Raw genomic sequence first — 14165 nt, forward strand, 5'->3', positions numbered from 1 at the left:
GAAGGAGTAAATATAAAGTTGTAAGAGATAAAAATCTACTTTTAAATGCGTTTTGACATTTAATTTTTAACACCTACTTTCTTAGAATCCCGATGAATGATGATCAAAAAATCCTTATCGGAGTGACCCAATAAGGATTTTTCTAATTTACAATCACCGTATTTTTAACCATCCAAGATTGTCAAAACCAATAGATGTCATACACTTATACCACTTCATCAAAATATAAAACTGTTTTCATTGAATCTCCTAATTTTCGAAGCTTCCACGTATCTTCTAAATAGATTTCAGCTAGTTTTTCATATTTTTCACCGTACTGGCTTCCCCATTCAACAGCTACTATGCTTTCATACATCCATGCCAATTTCTGTGTGATGCCTTTCGCTTCAAATGTTTGCAGTGCATCATCTAAAGCAACAAACGTTTCTAATTCTTCCGCTATTTCTTCAAGTTTTTCCATAACAATTTGTTTTAAGTTAGATTCTTTCACTTTTTTCAAACGATTGTTTATTTCTTCTATAAATAACTCATGTGCGTTATTTTTCTTAAATAATCGTATTACTTCTAGGGCTAATATATTTGCCGTTCCTTCCCAAACAGTTAACACTTGAGCATCACGTAATAATCTTGGCGTGACAAAATCTTCAATATAACCATTTCCGCCATGAAGTTCAATCGCTTCATGGGCGAAACGAACAGCTTGTTCAGCAGTTTCTTTCTTCATTATTGCAATGTTCAATCGATTTAAAATGGTATCTCGCTCAGTTCCTTTACCGTTCGTTACCAAATCATATAATTGAATCAAGTCAAAGGTCGTTGCTACTTCCACGTGAAGTTTTGCAGCCATTTTTGATAAAGAATCTTGAATCATTGGATAATTTATTAATCTTTGACCGAAAGCCTCGCGATTGGATAGATAATATTTTGATTCTAGAAACGCTCTTCTCATGATTCCGACAGAAGCGACCGCATTACAAATTCTTGATAAATTTAATGCCTCAAGCATATAATAGATCCCTTTTTTCGGATCCCCGACCACATAGGCTATGGATCCGTCAAATTCTACTTCACCTGAAGGCACAGCGCGCACTCCCAATTTATCTTTCAACCTACGGATGCGCAAATTATTGAGTGAACCGCCTTCATTCCTCCAAGGGACAGCAAATAAAGTTAGACCTTTTGTACCTTTTGGAGCACCTGGCATGCGAGCCAATACCATTGCCACTCCACACATCCCCGCATTGGATGCAAAATATTTCTCTCCATATAATCGATAATGGGTACCGTCAAATCTTGCTTCAACCATATTTGCTCCAACATCTGATCCACCTTGTCGCTCCGTTAAAAAAGTTGCCCCTTCAAATAACTCTACTTCTCCAGTTGAACAAACGTGTGGTAAAAATTTTGCCTTCAACTCTTCATCTGCATAATGATCTAACAAATAAGCAGTCGCTAATGTCAACGTCACAGGACAATAAAATCCTGGCTCCGCATGGGATAAAAGATACCCTTGGGCAAAACTATAAACATAGTTCCCTTTTCTTCCGAGTTGTGGAATCTCTTTATGCACGTAACCTACAATTCCTGTATTGTAAGTTTGTTCAACTGTTTTTCTATATCCTTCATTGACCCAAATTTCAGATACTTCTTCTCCATATTTATCGTAACGGATGAGACGAGGTTCTCCTTCTCGATCCGTATGTTTAGCACGCTTATCAATTTCACCGCATACAAGTGACCCAAAATCTGTTAGTTCTCGCATTGCATAATCATAGAAGTCTTTATCAAGCATTTGCTTTAGTATTTTTTGTAGAGTTTCATCACTTGTAAAAAAGTTTGTCTCCTTCTCAGTAACCAAGTTTTGTAATACTTTCATTCCGTAATCGCCTGCACTTTCAATTGTTGTTTCAAGATTTTTCCTGAGGCATTTCGAGGGAGAGCTTCTACTTGTTCATAAATACGTGGGACTTTGTATTTCGCCAAATGACTAGATAAATACGCCTTTAATTCTTCGATATCAATTGATTTTTTCGCCGCAAACACAGCTTTCACCGTTTCTCCCCACTCTGGGTGTGGCACACCGATGACAGCCACTTCATGAATTCCCTCAAATTGTAAAATTCGATCTTCAATTTCTTTTGGATAAATATTAACGCCACCTGAAATAATCACATCTTTTTTCCGGTCAACAATCCAAATATAGCCATCTTCATCTACACGTGCTAAATCGCCAGATCTTAACCATTCACCGATAAAGGCTTGTTTTGTTGCTTCTTCATCGCGATAGTAACCGACCATATTTCCTTCTCCAAACAATACGATTTCTCCAATTTCATTAGCAAGGACGTCTTCTCCCATGTCATTCACTATTCGAATTTCTGTTCCAAATGCTGCTCGCTTTCCAATACTACCTGCTTTTTCTTTATGTTCATGGCCGAATAACAACGTCCCGCTTGGCCCCGCCTCTGTTAGACCATATACGCAAGTTAAGTTGTCTGTTCTAAATGCTTTTTGTAAATAACGCACCTCTTTTTCAGATAATGGTGCACCACCATAGACCCACCATTTCATTGATGATAAGTCTGCCGTTTGTAATCTCGGATGAGAAGCTGTAACTAAATAGGCAACAGGTGCTCCAAAAAAGTGAGTTGTTTTTTCTTTTTCGATTGTGTCGATGAATAAATCTGGCGTGAAAGTTGGAGTGAGTACATTTGTTGCTCCAACAAGTACTGCTGACATTAGGAATAAATGTAGTGGTGCTGAATGGGTTAGTGGCATCATTAACAACATACGACTTTCTGGTTTGACTTCCATTTCAATTGCAATCATGTGGGCAACCGCTAAAATGTTTCGATAGCTAAATAAAACTCCTTTAGGTTTTCCCGTAGTTCCCGATGTATAGAGGATAGTTGAATAATCATCTTCATTTAAAAGACATTGTATTGGGGTATTGGTAGCGTTTTCAATTAATTCGTCAAAATCATGCCAGCCTTCTTTTTTGGTCCCTGATTTAATTTTTAGATTGATATTTTCTATGTTTTCAACTGCTGCAAAGATCGCTTCATGGGCAATAATGGCTTTTGCTTGAGCATGTTCCGCTACGTATTCTACTTCCGATAAAGTGAATCTTGCATTGACTGGAACAACAATTGCTCCAATTCGTTGGATAGCAAAATAACTAACGACAAATTCCAATACATTTGGCATATAGATAATGACTTTATCTTCTTGTTTAATACCAAGATTGAGCAAAGCATGGCTAAAACGAGTAACGAGTTCGTCCAATTCTTTATAAGTCACCCGTCGCCCTTGACAAATCACCGCTTCGTTCATTGGATATTTACGGGCATTTCTTGCTAATAACATGGAACTGTTCATTTTTAGCATTTTCCCCCTTTAATTTCGCTAATTTTTCGCTAAATGTCGCATGCAACTCCACTAACTCTCTTTTCAATTGGATCAACTCTTGAATCTTTTCTTCAATTTCTTTGATTTTCTGTTCACCATACTCTACAGTTCTTTCTAGCTGCTGAATACCGGTACGGTCGCGATCAAAGAGCATGATCATCTCCTTTATTTCGTCAAGTGAAAAGCCATATCTTTTGCCCCTCATGATCAATTTTAATTTTGCAATTTCTTTTTTCGAAAAGGTGCGCAATTTTGAATGAGAACGGGTCGGCGAAAGCAATCCAATTTCTTCATAATATCTGAGTGTCCTAGGCGTAACATTGAATAGCTTTGCAACTTCTCTTATTGTTTTCATTCCACTCACCTCTTCGAATTTGTCTTATTATAACATTGACGTTAACGTAAACTTCAATAAGATATATGAATTTTTTGAATATTTTATAATCTATTATAGCTACTAGATTGGCAACAATCGAGTTGAAAAGTCTCTATAATATTTGGTGTTGGTGGATACAACCAGCACCATTTTTTTACACAAAAAAATGAGACATGTGACAAACTCTGGTAAAATGTAATCGACCAAAACCACATTTCCCAAAGGAGTTGTGTCACATGTCTCACCATCATTCTATACGAAACCTACTCAATATAAAAGACAAAAATATCACATTTGATGAAAATTTTTGTTCTACCGAAACGATCAAAAAAGTAAAAGCGAAAGTCTTTCATGGGACGTTAACGTGTTTATGGCAAACTAAAAATGTAACGTTTGGCAATTAATTTATGCAGGTCCTATAAAACAAAAAACCACTTGCCAACATTCCCCAAATACACTACCCTCCTAGTTGGACAAAACAGTTCAACGGGAGGTATTCAAGGAGATGTTAGCAGTGGCTGAAATTCATTATATCAGATATGAAGCAAACCAAAAAGGATGTTCCTATTCCGATATTGCCAAAAGAATGAATCGTGATCCAAGAACAGTGAAGAAGTATGCGGAAATGGAAGACTTCAATCCCTCAAAAGTTAAACAAACGAGAAAAGCGAAAGTGATGGATCCAGTGAAACCGATATTGGATCAATGGATTAAAGAGGACTTGACAAAGAAGAAAAAATATCGAAGAACTGCGAAACGAATGTATGAAATCTTAAAAGAAGAATATGGATTTACAGGTTCAGATCGTTCTGTTCGGCTCTATGTATCAAAAAGAAAACAAGAACTGCTCGAACAAAGTGAACCAGCTGCGTTACCTTTAGAATCGAAACCTGCAACGGCTCAAGTTGATTTTGGAGAAGCTCCTTTTCTCTATCAGGGGAAATACGTCGATTTTCCTTACCTGGTCGTTTCATTCCCTTACAGTAATGCGGCCTATGTGCAAGTCATGCCAGCTCAAAATCAAGAATGTTTCTTGGAAGGATTAAAACGAATCTTTCACTATATGGGAAGGGTTCCAAGGGTCATTCGTTTTGATAATCTCTCCCCTGCAGTAAAAACGATCTTGCCAAACGGAGAAAGAGAATTGACAGAGACATTTCAACGATTCGTTTTACATTATGGCTTTGAATGCGAGTTCTGCAACCCAGCCAGCGGAAATGAAAAAGGGAATGTCGAATCAAAGGTGAAATATATTCGAAACAATTTCTTTTTACCTGAACAAACAATCTATCAACTAGAAAGTTTTAATGAATCTTTATGGGAAAAATGTGAGAAGGACTGGAATCGTCCGCATTATGAGAAGGAGCGACTCATCGCTGAATTATTTGAAGAAGAACAAGCGTTATTTCTTCAATTGCCAGCCAAAGAATTTGAATGTGTCCGATATGAGCAGGTCACGGCTGATAAGTACGGTTTCATCCATTTAGAAAACAATTTATATTCCACGTCTCCCCGTTTTGCCAAACAAAAGGTTTTGGCAAAGATCTCTTATCATGAGATTGCCATTTTAACAGAAGAGCATGAGCTGATTATCAAGCACGAGCGTTTATATGGCACAAAACAAAAATCAATGAAATGGCAACCATATCTTACGTTAATGGCCAAAAGGCCAAATGCATTAAAATATACGGATTTCTATGAAAAGATGCCGGAAGAATGGAAAAATTATTTTTCCAATTGTACCGTTCAAGAAAAGAAGGAAGCATTACAACTACTAGCTGTTTTACTAAAAGAACATGATTTCGAAGTTTCGACACAGGCTTTGAGGATTGCCTCCCAGTATGGTCATCCGAAAGTAGAATCGATTAAACAGGTATTTTATCAATTAATCAATGGAAGAGGTATACGAGAGCCAATTCAACCGAAAAAACACGTTCCAGATATGCCGGAAGCCATCCGAGGAGTAAGGCATTATGACCGCCTATTCGAATCCCAAGGAGATGTGGCATCATGGAACAAATGATTAAGGAATATGCCAAAAGACTAAAATTAAGCTGGATTCCAGCCAATTACCATACCATCCATGCGGAAACAAATGAGGAATTTTTACTGAAGCTGTTTGAACGAGAAGTGCAGCATCGAGATGAGAGAAGGATAAATTTACTACTAAAACAGGCGACATTGCCGAAAATTCCAAATAAACCTTATGATTGGCGGGAGATTCAACTAGCCCCAGGCATCACAAAAGATTATATTTTAGAAGGTGAGTTTACGAAAAATCAGGAAAACCTTATCTTCTATGGCGGAGTGGGAACCGGTAAAACATTCCTTTCCACTCTCATCGCCCTCAATTTGATGAAAAAACAAGGAAAAAGAGTGAAGTTCTATACGGCCGCCTCCATTGTCAATGCTTTATTGGAGGCCAATGAAAAAGGTGAACTTGGTAAATTTCTCAATCAAATCGAAAAGTTGGATCTCTTGATTCTTGATGAATTGGGCTATATTCCATTGCATAAACAGGGGGCAGAGTTATTATTTCAAGTTATTTCCATGTGTTATGAAACCAAAAGCATCATTGTGACAACCAATTTACCATTTAGCCAATGGAATAATGTCTTTGGCGATCCCATTTTAACAGAGGCCGTCATTGATCGGCTGATTCATCATTCTCATTTAATCATCTTCAATGGTGAAAGTCACCGATACAAAGACTCAATCTCTCAACGTTAACCATGGAATTTGGCAAGTGTATGTATGCATTTTTAATTGCCATTTCATACAATTTCTACTTGCCAAAAACAGTTAACGTATCAACCAAAAGCTTGTTATGCTTGTGGACATGTCTTTGATGATCAAATCATTAAACACGGTTTAAACGTCTCTCATTAAAATGCCTAGTGTTTCAGGTTTTCATACCTACTTAAAATTGTGTAAACAGCGTTATTTCTGTAAACATTGTCATTCCACGTTTACTTTAAAAACGAGCGTCGTGGCCAAAAACTGTTGTATTTCCAACAATACAAAAGTATCGATTGCTTTAAACGCCAAAGATAAAATATCCGAAAAAGATATTGCGATGAAACATCATGTTTCTCATGCCACCGTCAGTCGTGTCATTGACAGCTTTTATAGCTACTATCAACCAAATGTTCACTACCTTCCACAGCATTTGTGTTTTGACGAGTTTAAATCAGTGAAATCCGCAGCTGGAGCGATGTCCTTTATTTTCTGCGACTCTGAAACGGGGGAGATTGTGGATATCGTGGAGGACCGAAGATTATCTGTCCTCAAAGAGTATTTCTTACGGTATTCCAAGAAGGCGAGAAATGCGGTAAAAACGATTGTCATCGATATGTATAGCCCTTATATTTCCTTAATCCAAGAAGTTTTCCCTAAAGCGGAAATCATACTCGACAAATTCCATATCCTCCAACTATTTAGCAGAGCTTTAAACAAAACGCGCATCAACGTCATGAATCGGGATAAAAAGAATTACAATAAATTAAAAAAATACTGGAAGCTCCTTCTGAAAGATCAAACAAAACTTGATTATAAGAACTATACATATCATCGTTGCTTTAAAAAGCATATGTGTGAGGTGGAGATTCTCCACTATCTCATTGATTTAGATTCTGAATTAAAAGCTTCCTATGAGTTATATCAATACGTGCAACATTGCATCAAAACCAAAGACTTTGAGCTATTGAAGAAAACCCAGCGTAAGCCCGAATTCAAACGACGCATATCAATCGATCGTACCTCCCTGTAAGATAGAGTTATCGATTACAGAGGAGGTGTTTTTGTTTGGCAGTTGAAAAATTAAATATCGTCCCTGTCAATTTGGAATCCGATTCTGATTCAACTTCACCCTCAACGAGTCGTGGTCCTCTCAAACCTGTATGCGTTATTCAAGCAACAAATTTTAAAATCTCCTTTTACCCCGGTGTAAAACCTCACATCATTCAAACGGTCATCAAGGAGTTGAATAGCAGTGATTCATGATTTTACTAAGTGTAAAAATATCTATATCATTTGTGGTCGTACGGATATGAGAAAAGGAATTGATGGTCTTGCCACCTTAATTCAGGATTCTTTCGAACTGGATCCATATAGCAACGCCATTTTCTTATTTTGTGGACGGAAGAAAGACCGCTATAAATGTTTGTATTTTGATGGAGATGGCTTCGCCATGTTATACAAACGAATCGATAACGGCAAACTCCAATGGCCCAGAAATGAAAATGAGGTTCGAAATTTGACTCAACAGGAGCTTCGATGGTTACTCGAAGGGCTCTCGATTCAACAACCTAAAGCCATCCAAAAATCGAAAAAAGGTGTCTTCTAAATACCGATTCATGATATAATCAACTCTATATAGAATCAGTACGGAAAAGTGGTGGATGTTGTGAACAATGATTCATACGAAAAGTTAATTCAGTCATTAGAAGAGCAACTAGCTCATGCCAATCAAAAAAATGATGAATTGTTGAAACAAATTGAATTATTGTCACAACAAGTTCGTTATTTAACTAAACGGCTTTATGGCTCAAAATCTGAAAAATCAAAGTATCAAGCTCCAGACGGACAGTATTCTTTGTTTGATGACGACTCTTTTTTTAATGAACCTGAGCACACAGGAGAAAAAAGCACGGACACTGTGACATACACAGTTGTTCGTAAACGACATAACAAGAAAAAACGAAATGATTCTTTTATGGATGGTTTAGAAATTGAAGAAATTCATCATCATCCAGAAAACTTACAATGCGAGTGTTGTCAATCACCTATGACAGAGATTGGCAGCACGATTGTACGAGAAGAAGCAAAATTCATACCAGCTACTATGAAGCGTGTTCAGCATATTGAACACGCTTATGAGTGCAGGTCTTGTAAAAAAGATTCGAATAAAGACTCACAAATCAAACGTGGAAAAGCACCGCAACCTGCCATTCTGCGAAGTATCGCAGGACCAACGGTCTTAGCAAAACTCATCTATGATAAATTTATTCTTTATTTACCCTTATATAGGCAGGTAAAGGAATGGCATCGTTATGGTTTACTAACCAATGATAAGAACCTATCCAACTGGGTGATTCGCACGGCAGAAGATTGGCTTCTTCCATTATATAATCGAATGAAAGAAACCCTCATGAAAAAATCAATTCTTCATGTCGATGAAACCTATGCCCAAGTATTGAACCGCTCAGATGGAAAGCCAGCTCAATCTAAAGCTTACAACTGGGTGTTCCGTAGCGTAGGATCTCAAGGTCCAGCAATTGTTCTGTTCCATAGTGCTTTATCCCGAAGTCGGGAAATTTTGACTGACTTTATGAAAGGCTTTAAAGGGACGATTATCTGCGATGGATATTCTGCATACCATGATGTGCCAAATATTCATTTTGCCAACTGCTGGGCTCATGTTCGTCGATACTGGTTAAAAGCCGAAAGTAAAAATGGACGGATTGGTGTCGATTATTGTGATCGACTTTACCGCCTAGAACGGAAATTTAAGAAACTTCGGCCGAGCGAACGGAGAAAAGCTAGACAAAAAGAGTCCAAACCTATCGTTGAGGCATTTTTCAAATGGATTGACGAATCTCCTTTCTATGGGAAGAATGCCCTTGCCAAAGCTGCGGAATATACATTGAAGCACGCCGAAGGTTTAAAAGCTTTTCTGTATGATGGACGCATTGAAATGGACAACAACCCAGCTGAAAATGCGATTCGGCCGAATGTCATTGGACGAAAAAACTGGCTGTTTTCCGTGAGTGAATCGGGAGCCGATGCAAACGCCATCTGTTTAAGCTTGGCTGAAACGGCAAAAGCTAATGGAATTGATTTTTATCAATACTTAGTGAAAGTATTGTCGGAACTCCCAAGTTTACCAATCCATCAACAGCCAGAAATATTAGATCGCTATTTGCCATGGTCGAAAACAATTTGTGAATCATGTGCAATGGCAAAATAGCCCTTAATCCGAAAAAATATTGGATTGAAGGGCTATTCGTCGTGCGTACCAGAGGGTGCGCATTTTTTTATTTATCTCACATATTTCGGGCTTACAACCCAGCTATATGAAAACCGCCATCAAGACAATCAACAAATACATCAATTACGTCGAGAATACGCTAAAGTACGATTATAATAACGGCATTTTAGAGGGGATTCATAACAAAATCAAAGTGATTAAACGCATTTCTTTCGGTTATCGATCCTTCTATCACTTTAGAAACCGAATATTCATTACCCAAAACTTAGCGAAAATAAAAACAGCTTAGGGGAACCTCGAATTTCCCCTAAGCCATCCGATTACATATTACCAAATAATGTCGCTAAAATTTATTCACCAACACCATTTGACAAAGAACCCATTATTACTGAAGGCTTTGATGATATAAGGTTTCCTTGAATCCTAATGCCGATGGTGGGAGTCGAACCCACACTCCTTTTGGGAACACGATTTTGAGTCGTGCGCGTCTGCCAATTCCGCCACATCGGCATAATAAAAAAGAGAAAAAAATAAATCGGTTAAACCGATATTTATTTATTTGGAGGCGGCTACCGGATTCGAACCGGTGATAAGGGTGTTGCAGACCCGTGCCTTACCGCTTGGCTAAGCCGCCAAATTACTGGAGCGGAAGACGGGGTTCGAACCCGCGACCCCCACCTTGGCAAGGTGGTGTTCTACCACTGAACTACTTCCGCATGAATGGCTGGGGTACCAGGATTCGAACCTGGGCATGACGGAATCAAAATCCGTTGCCTTACCACTTGGCTATACCCCAATAATATTATATAAACAACTTATATTCTATTTTATGGGGCGGCTGATGGGAATCGAACCCACGTATGTCGGATCCACAATCCGATGCGTTAACCACTTCGCCACAGCCGCCAAAAGCAGGTATATTAAAATATGTATGGGGCGACTGATGGGAATCGAACCCACGTATGTCGGATCCACAATCCGATGCGTTAACCACTTCGCCACAGTCGCCAAAATATCTTGGTGAAAATTAAAAATGGCAGGGGCAGTAGGAATCGAACCCACACCAAAGGTTTTGGAGACCTCTATTCTACCGTTAAACTATGCCCCTGTAATGGTGGAGGGGGGCGGATTCGAACCGCCGAACCCAAAGGGAACGGATTTACAGTCCGTCGCGTTTAGCCACTTCGCTACCCCTCCGGAAAGTATGGTGCCGGCGAAAGGAATCGAACCCTCAACCTACTGATTACAAGTCAGTTGCTCTGCCAATTGAGCTACACCGGCATATTTATGGTGGGTCGGGACGGAATCGAACCGCCGACACTTTGATCTTCAGTCAAATGCTCTACCAACTGAGCTACCGACCCACTTTTTATGGCGGTCCCGACGGGACTCGAACCCGCGATCTCCTGCGTGACAGGCAGGCATGTTAACCGCTACACCACGGGACCACTTTGGTTGCGGGGACAGGATTTGAACCTGCGACCTCCGGGTTATGAGCCCGACGAGCTACCAGACTGCTCTACCCCGCGATAATGTTAATTGTTTTTTATGGTGGAGGATGACGGGATCGAACCGCCGACCCCCTGCTTGTAAGGCAGGTGCTCTCCCAGCTGAGCTAATCCTCCGAATTGGTGACCCCTACGGGATTCGAACCCGTGTTACCGCCGTGAAAGGGCGGTGTCTTAACCACTTGACCAAGGGGCCAATCTCTTAATTATGGCGGAGAGTAAGGGATTTGAACCCTTGAGACAGGTTATCCCCGTCTACACGATTTCCAATCGTGCTCCTTCAGCCTCTCGGACAACTCTCCAAGAAGAATGGCTCCGAAGGTAGGATTCGAACCTACGACCAACCGGTTAACAGCCGGTTGCTCTACCACTGAGCTACTTCGGAATGATTTTATATAAGCCTAGCAACGTCCTACTCTCACAAGGGGAAGCCCCCTACTACCATCGGCGCTAAAGAGCTTAACTTCCGTGTTCGGTATGGGAACGGGTGTGACCTCTTTGCTATCGCCACTAGGCTTGATTCCTTACCGAAAGACAAGTATTATTATATCATATTCTATACTTTTTTCAAGTATTTTTTATATTTTTTAATTACGAGAGGTTGTTCTCTCAAAACTGGATAACGACATTGAAATGATTGGTTAAGTCCTCGATCGATTAGTATCCGTCAGCTCCACACGTCACCGTGCTTCCACCTCGGACCTATCTACCTCATCGTCTTTGAGGGATCTTACTTGCTTATGCAATGGGAAATCTCATCTTGAGGGGGGCTTCATGCTTAGATGCTTTCAGCACTTATCCCGTCCACACATAGCTACCCAGCGGTGCCTTTGGCAAGACAACTGGTACACCAGCGGTGTGTCCATCCCGGTCCTCTCGTACTAAGGACAGCTCCTCTCAAATTTCCTACGCCCACGACGGATAGGGACCGAACTGTCTCACGACGTTCTGAACCCAGCTCGCGTACCGCTTTAATGGGCGAACAGCCCAACCCTTGGGACCGACTACAGCCCCAGGATGCGATGAGCCGACATCGAGGTGCCAAACCTCCCCGTCGATGTGGACTCTTGGGGGAGATAAGCCTGTTATCCCCGGGGTAGCTTTTATCCGTTGAGCGATGGCCCTTCCATGCGGAACCACCGGATCACTAAGCCCGTCTTTCGACCCTGCTCGACTTGTAGGTCTCGCAGTCAAGCTCCCTTATGCCTTTACACTCTGCGAATGATTTCCAACCATTCTGAGGGAACCTTTGGGCGCCTCCGTTACCTTTTAGGAGGCGACCGCCCCAGTCAAACTGTCCACCTGACACTGTCTCCCAAGCCGATCAGGCTTGCGGGTTAGAATTTCAGTACAACCAGGGTAGTATCCCAAGGGCGCCTCCAGGGAAGCTGGCGCTCCCCCTTCTACGGCTCCTACCTATCCTGTACAAGTTGCACCGAAATTCAATATCAGGTTACAGTAAAGCTCCACGGGGTCTTTCCGTCCTGTCGCGGGTAACCTGCATCTTCACAGGTACTATAATTTCACCGAGTCTCTCGTTGAGACAGTGCCCAGATCGTTACGCCTTTCGTGCGGGTCGGAACTTACCCGACAAGGAATTTCGCTACCTTAGGACCGTTATAGTTACGGCCGCCGTTTACTGGGGCTTCAATTCGGAGCTTCGCTTGCGCTAACTCCTCCTCTTAACCTTCCAGCACCGGGCAGGCGTCAGCCCCTATACTTCACCTTACGGTTTTGCAGAGACCTGTGTTTTTGCTAAACAGTCGCCTGGGCCTATTCACTGCGGCTCATCAGGGCTTGCACCCCAATGAGCACCCCTTCTCCCGAAGTTACGGGGTCATTTTGCCGAGTTCCTTAACGAGAGTTCTCTCGCTCACCTTAGGATTCTCTCCTCGACTACCTGTGTCGGTTTGCGGTACGGGCACCTCCCGCCTCGCTAGAGGCTTTTCTTGGCAGTGTGAAATCAGGAACTTCGCGCGTAACGCGCTCCCCATCACAGCTCAGCGTATTAGGAAGCGGATTTGCCTACTTCCACGCCTTGCTGCTTGGACACGCTCGACCAACGGCGTGCATTCCCTATCCTCCTGCGTCCCCCCATCACTCAAACGGCGGGGAGGTGGTACAGGAATATCAACCTGTTGTCCATCGTCTACGCCTTTCGGCCTCGACTTAGGTCCCGACTAACCCTGAGCGGACGAGCCTTCCTCAGGAAACCTTAGTCATTCGGTGGATGGGATTCTCACCCATCTTTCGCTACTCATACCGGCATTCTCACTTCTAAGCGCTCCACCAGTCCTTCCGGTCTGACTTCGACGCACTTAGAACGCTCTCCTACCACTCGTGCAACGCACGAATCCACAGCTTCGGTGAATCGTTTAGCCCCGATACATTTTCGGCGCAGCGTCACTCGACCAGTGAGCTATTACGCACTCTTTAAATGATGGCTGCTTCTAAGCCAACATCCTGGTTGTCTAAGCAACGCCACATCCTTTTCCACTTAACGATTACTTTGGGACCTTAGCTGGTGGTCTGGGCTGTTTCCCTTTTGACCACGGATCTTATCACTCGTAGTCTGACTCCCGTGTATAAATAGCTGGCATTCGGAGTTTGTCTGAATTCGGTAACCCGAGGTGGGCCCCTAGTCCAAACAGTGCTCTACCTCCAGTATTCTTCACACGAGGCTAGCCCTAAAGCTATTTCGGAGAGAACCAGCTATCTCCAAGTTCGATTGGAATTTCTCCGCTACCCACACCTCATCCCCGCACTTTTCAACGTGCGTGGGTTCGGGCCTCCAGTGAGTGTTACCTCACCTTCACCCTGGACATGGGTAGATCACCTGGTTTCGGGTCTACGACCACGTACTCAAAACGCCCTATTCAGACTC

12 protein-coding genes, 16 tRNA genes and 2 rRNA genes (1 of these 30 only partly in view) are annotated in these 14165 nt (G+C 41.6%); 9 read left to right on the plus strand and 21 right to left on the minus strand.

The window, feature by feature from the left end:
* Positions 1-205: 205 nt before the first annotated feature.
* Genes NST98_RS09075 through NST98_RS09085 form a run of 3 tightly spaced genes read right to left on the minus strand, consistent with a single transcriptional unit; the run spans position 206 to position 3763 of the window.
* On the minus strand, positions 206-1876 hold the full coding sequence (locus tag NST98_RS09075; protein ID WP_340714978.1) for an acyl-CoA dehydrogenase family protein: 1671 nt from the start codon (positions 1874-1876) through the stop codon (positions 206-208).
* On the minus strand, positions 1873-3378 hold the full coding sequence (locus NST98_RS09080) for a class I adenylate-forming enzyme family protein (RefSeq protein WP_340714979.1): 1506 nt from the start codon (positions 3376-3378) through the stop codon (positions 1873-1875). Before NST98_RS09080 ends, NST98_RS09075 begins: the two co-directional genes overlap by 4 nt.
* Complete coding sequence (locus tag NST98_RS09085) at positions 3341-3763, minus strand: MerR family transcriptional regulator (protein ID WP_340714980.1); 423 nt, start codon at positions 3761-3763, stop codon at positions 3341-3343. Before NST98_RS09085 ends, NST98_RS09080 begins: the two co-directional genes overlap by 38 nt.
* Positions 3764-4020: 257 nt before the next feature.
* Here NST98_RS09085 and NST98_RS09090 point away from each other — a divergent pair, with 257 nt between their 5' ends.
* From NST98_RS09090 to NST98_RS09130, 9 genes are all read left to right on the plus strand, one after another.
* Positions 4021-4188, plus strand: coding sequence for a hypothetical protein (locus NST98_RS09090; RefSeq protein ID WP_340714981.1), 168 nt, complete (start codon positions 4021-4023; stop codon positions 4186-4188).
* Positions 4189-4289: 101 nt separating this feature from the next.
* A complete protein-coding gene (gene istA, locus NST98_RS09095; protein WP_013401401.1) occupies positions 4290-5807 on the plus strand; it encodes an IS21 family transposase in 1518 nt (505 codons plus the stop codon).
* Complete coding sequence (gene istB, locus NST98_RS09100) at positions 5795-6514, plus strand: IS21-like element helper ATPase IstB (protein ID WP_340714830.1); 720 nt, start codon at positions 5795-5797, stop codon at positions 6512-6514. The genes istA and istB overlap by 13 nt, the downstream gene beginning before the upstream one ends.
* Before the next feature lie 36 nt (positions 6515-6550).
* A complete protein-coding gene (locus NST98_RS09105) occupies positions 6551-6673 on the plus strand; it encodes a hypothetical protein (protein ID WP_340714982.1) in 123 nt (40 codons plus the stop codon).
* Between the two features lies 1 nt (position 6674).
* Positions 6675-7553 carry an ISL3 family transposase gene (locus tag NST98_RS09110; RefSeq protein WP_340714983.1) on the plus strand — a complete coding sequence of 293 codons (879 nt, stop codon included), beginning with the start codon at positions 6675-6677 and terminating at the stop codon, positions 7551-7553.
* Between the two features lie 35 nt (positions 7554-7588).
* Positions 7589-7786 carry a hypothetical protein gene (locus NST98_RS09115; protein ID WP_096550383.1) on the plus strand — a complete coding sequence of 66 codons (198 nt, stop codon included), beginning with the start codon at positions 7589-7591 and terminating at the stop codon, positions 7784-7786.
* Complete coding sequence (tnpB, locus tag NST98_RS09120; RefSeq protein ID WP_222837117.1) at positions 7776-8129, plus strand: IS66 family insertion sequence element accessory protein TnpB; 354 nt, start codon at positions 7776-7778, stop codon at positions 8127-8129. Before NST98_RS09115 ends, tnpB begins: the two co-directional genes overlap by 11 nt.
* A 48-nt stretch (positions 8130-8177) precedes the next feature.
* Positions 8178-9752: an IS66 family transposase gene (gene tnpC, locus NST98_RS09125; RefSeq protein WP_445684030.1), complete on the plus strand. Its 1575-nt coding sequence runs from the start codon at positions 8178-8180 to the stop codon at positions 9750-9752.
* Between the two features lie 55 nt (positions 9753-9807).
* On the plus strand, positions 9808-10062 hold the full coding sequence (locus tag NST98_RS09130; RefSeq protein ID WP_340714984.1) for a transposase: 255 nt from the start codon (positions 9808-9810) through the stop codon (positions 10060-10062).
* A 138-nt stretch (positions 10063-10200) separates the two neighbouring features.
* On the opposite strand, the gene NST98_RS09135 is transcribed toward NST98_RS09130, so the two are convergent.
* The 18 genes from NST98_RS09135 to NST98_RS09220 all read right to left on the minus strand — a co-directional run.
* Positions 10201-10283: transfer RNA gene (locus NST98_RS09135), tRNA-Leu, on the minus strand.
* A gap of 50 nt (positions 10284-10333) precedes the next feature.
* Positions 10334-10407 (minus strand) — tRNA-Cys (locus NST98_RS09140).
* A 7-nt stretch (positions 10408-10414) separates the two neighbouring features.
* Positions 10415-10489 (minus strand) — tRNA-Gly (locus NST98_RS09145).
* Between the two features lie 5 nt (positions 10490-10494).
* A tRNA-Gln gene (locus tag NST98_RS09150) sits at positions 10495-10569 on the minus strand.
* 34 nt (positions 10570-10603) lie between these two features.
* Positions 10604-10679: transfer RNA gene (locus NST98_RS09155), tRNA-His, on the minus strand.
* A gap of 26 nt (positions 10680-10705) precedes the next feature.
* Positions 10706-10781 (minus strand) — tRNA-His (locus NST98_RS09160).
* A gap of 26 nt (positions 10782-10807) precedes the next feature.
* Positions 10808-10881 (minus strand) — tRNA-Trp (locus NST98_RS09165).
* A gap of 4 nt (positions 10882-10885) precedes the next feature.
* A tRNA-Tyr gene (locus NST98_RS09170) sits at positions 10886-10970 on the minus strand.
* 8 nt (positions 10971-10978) lie between these two features.
* A tRNA-Thr gene (locus NST98_RS09175) sits at positions 10979-11054 on the minus strand.
* A 7-nt stretch (positions 11055-11061) separates the two neighbouring features.
* Positions 11062-11137: transfer RNA gene (locus tag NST98_RS09180), tRNA-Phe, on the minus strand.
* Between the two features lie 8 nt (positions 11138-11145).
* A tRNA-Asp gene (locus NST98_RS09185) sits at positions 11146-11221 on the minus strand.
* Between the two features lie 4 nt (positions 11222-11225).
* A tRNA-Met gene (locus NST98_RS09190) sits at positions 11226-11302 on the minus strand.
* A gap of 20 nt (positions 11303-11322) precedes the next feature.
* Positions 11323-11398: transfer RNA gene (locus tag NST98_RS09195), tRNA-Val, on the minus strand.
* 4 nt (positions 11399-11402) lie between these two features.
* Positions 11403-11477 (minus strand) — tRNA-Glu (locus tag NST98_RS09200).
* A gap of 13 nt (positions 11478-11490) precedes the next feature.
* Positions 11491-11583: transfer RNA gene (locus NST98_RS09205), tRNA-Ser, on the minus strand.
* Positions 11584-11591: 8 nt separating this feature from the next.
* A tRNA-Asn gene (locus NST98_RS09210) sits at positions 11592-11666 on the minus strand.
* 14 nt (positions 11667-11680) lie between these two features.
* Positions 11681-11796: ribosomal RNA gene (gene rrf, locus NST98_RS09215) — 5S ribosomal RNA — on the minus strand.
* Between the two features lie 122 nt (positions 11797-11918).
* Positions 11919-14165 (minus strand): 23S ribosomal RNA (locus NST98_RS09220); it runs 680 nt beyond the window's last position.

The sequence above is a fragment of the Ureibacillus sp. FSL W8-0352 genome (assembly GCF_038004345.1).
GTDB classification, from domain to species: Bacteria; Bacillota; Bacilli; order Bacillales_A; family Planococcaceae; genus Ureibacillus; species Ureibacillus thermosphaericus.

Coding starts and splice junctions, on each gene's coding strand:
- NST98_RS09075 (WP_340714978.1), bottom strand. CDS start 1,876: ATGAAAGTATTACAAAACTTGGTTACTGAGAAGGAGACAAACTTTTTT.
- NST98_RS09080 (WP_340714979.1), bottom strand. CDS start 3,378: ATGAACAGTTCCATGTTATTAGCAAGAAATGCCCGTAAATATCCAATG.
- NST98_RS09085 (WP_340714980.1), bottom strand. CDS start 3,763: ATGAAAACAATAAGAGAAGTTGCAAAGCTATTCAATGTTACGCCTAGG.
- NST98_RS09090 (WP_340714981.1), top strand. CDS start 4,021: ATGTCTCACCATCATTCTATACGAAACCTACTCAATATAAAAGACAAA.
- istA (WP_013401401.1), top strand. CDS start 4,290: ATGTTAGCAGTGGCTGAAATTCATTATATCAGATATGAAGCAAACCAA.
- istB (WP_340714830.1), top strand. CDS start 5,795: ATGGAACAAATGATTAAGGAATATGCCAAAAGACTAAAATTAAGCTGG.
- NST98_RS09110 (WP_340714983.1), top strand. CDS start 6,675: ATGCCTAGTGTTTCAGGTTTTCATACCTACTTAAAATTGTGTAAACAG.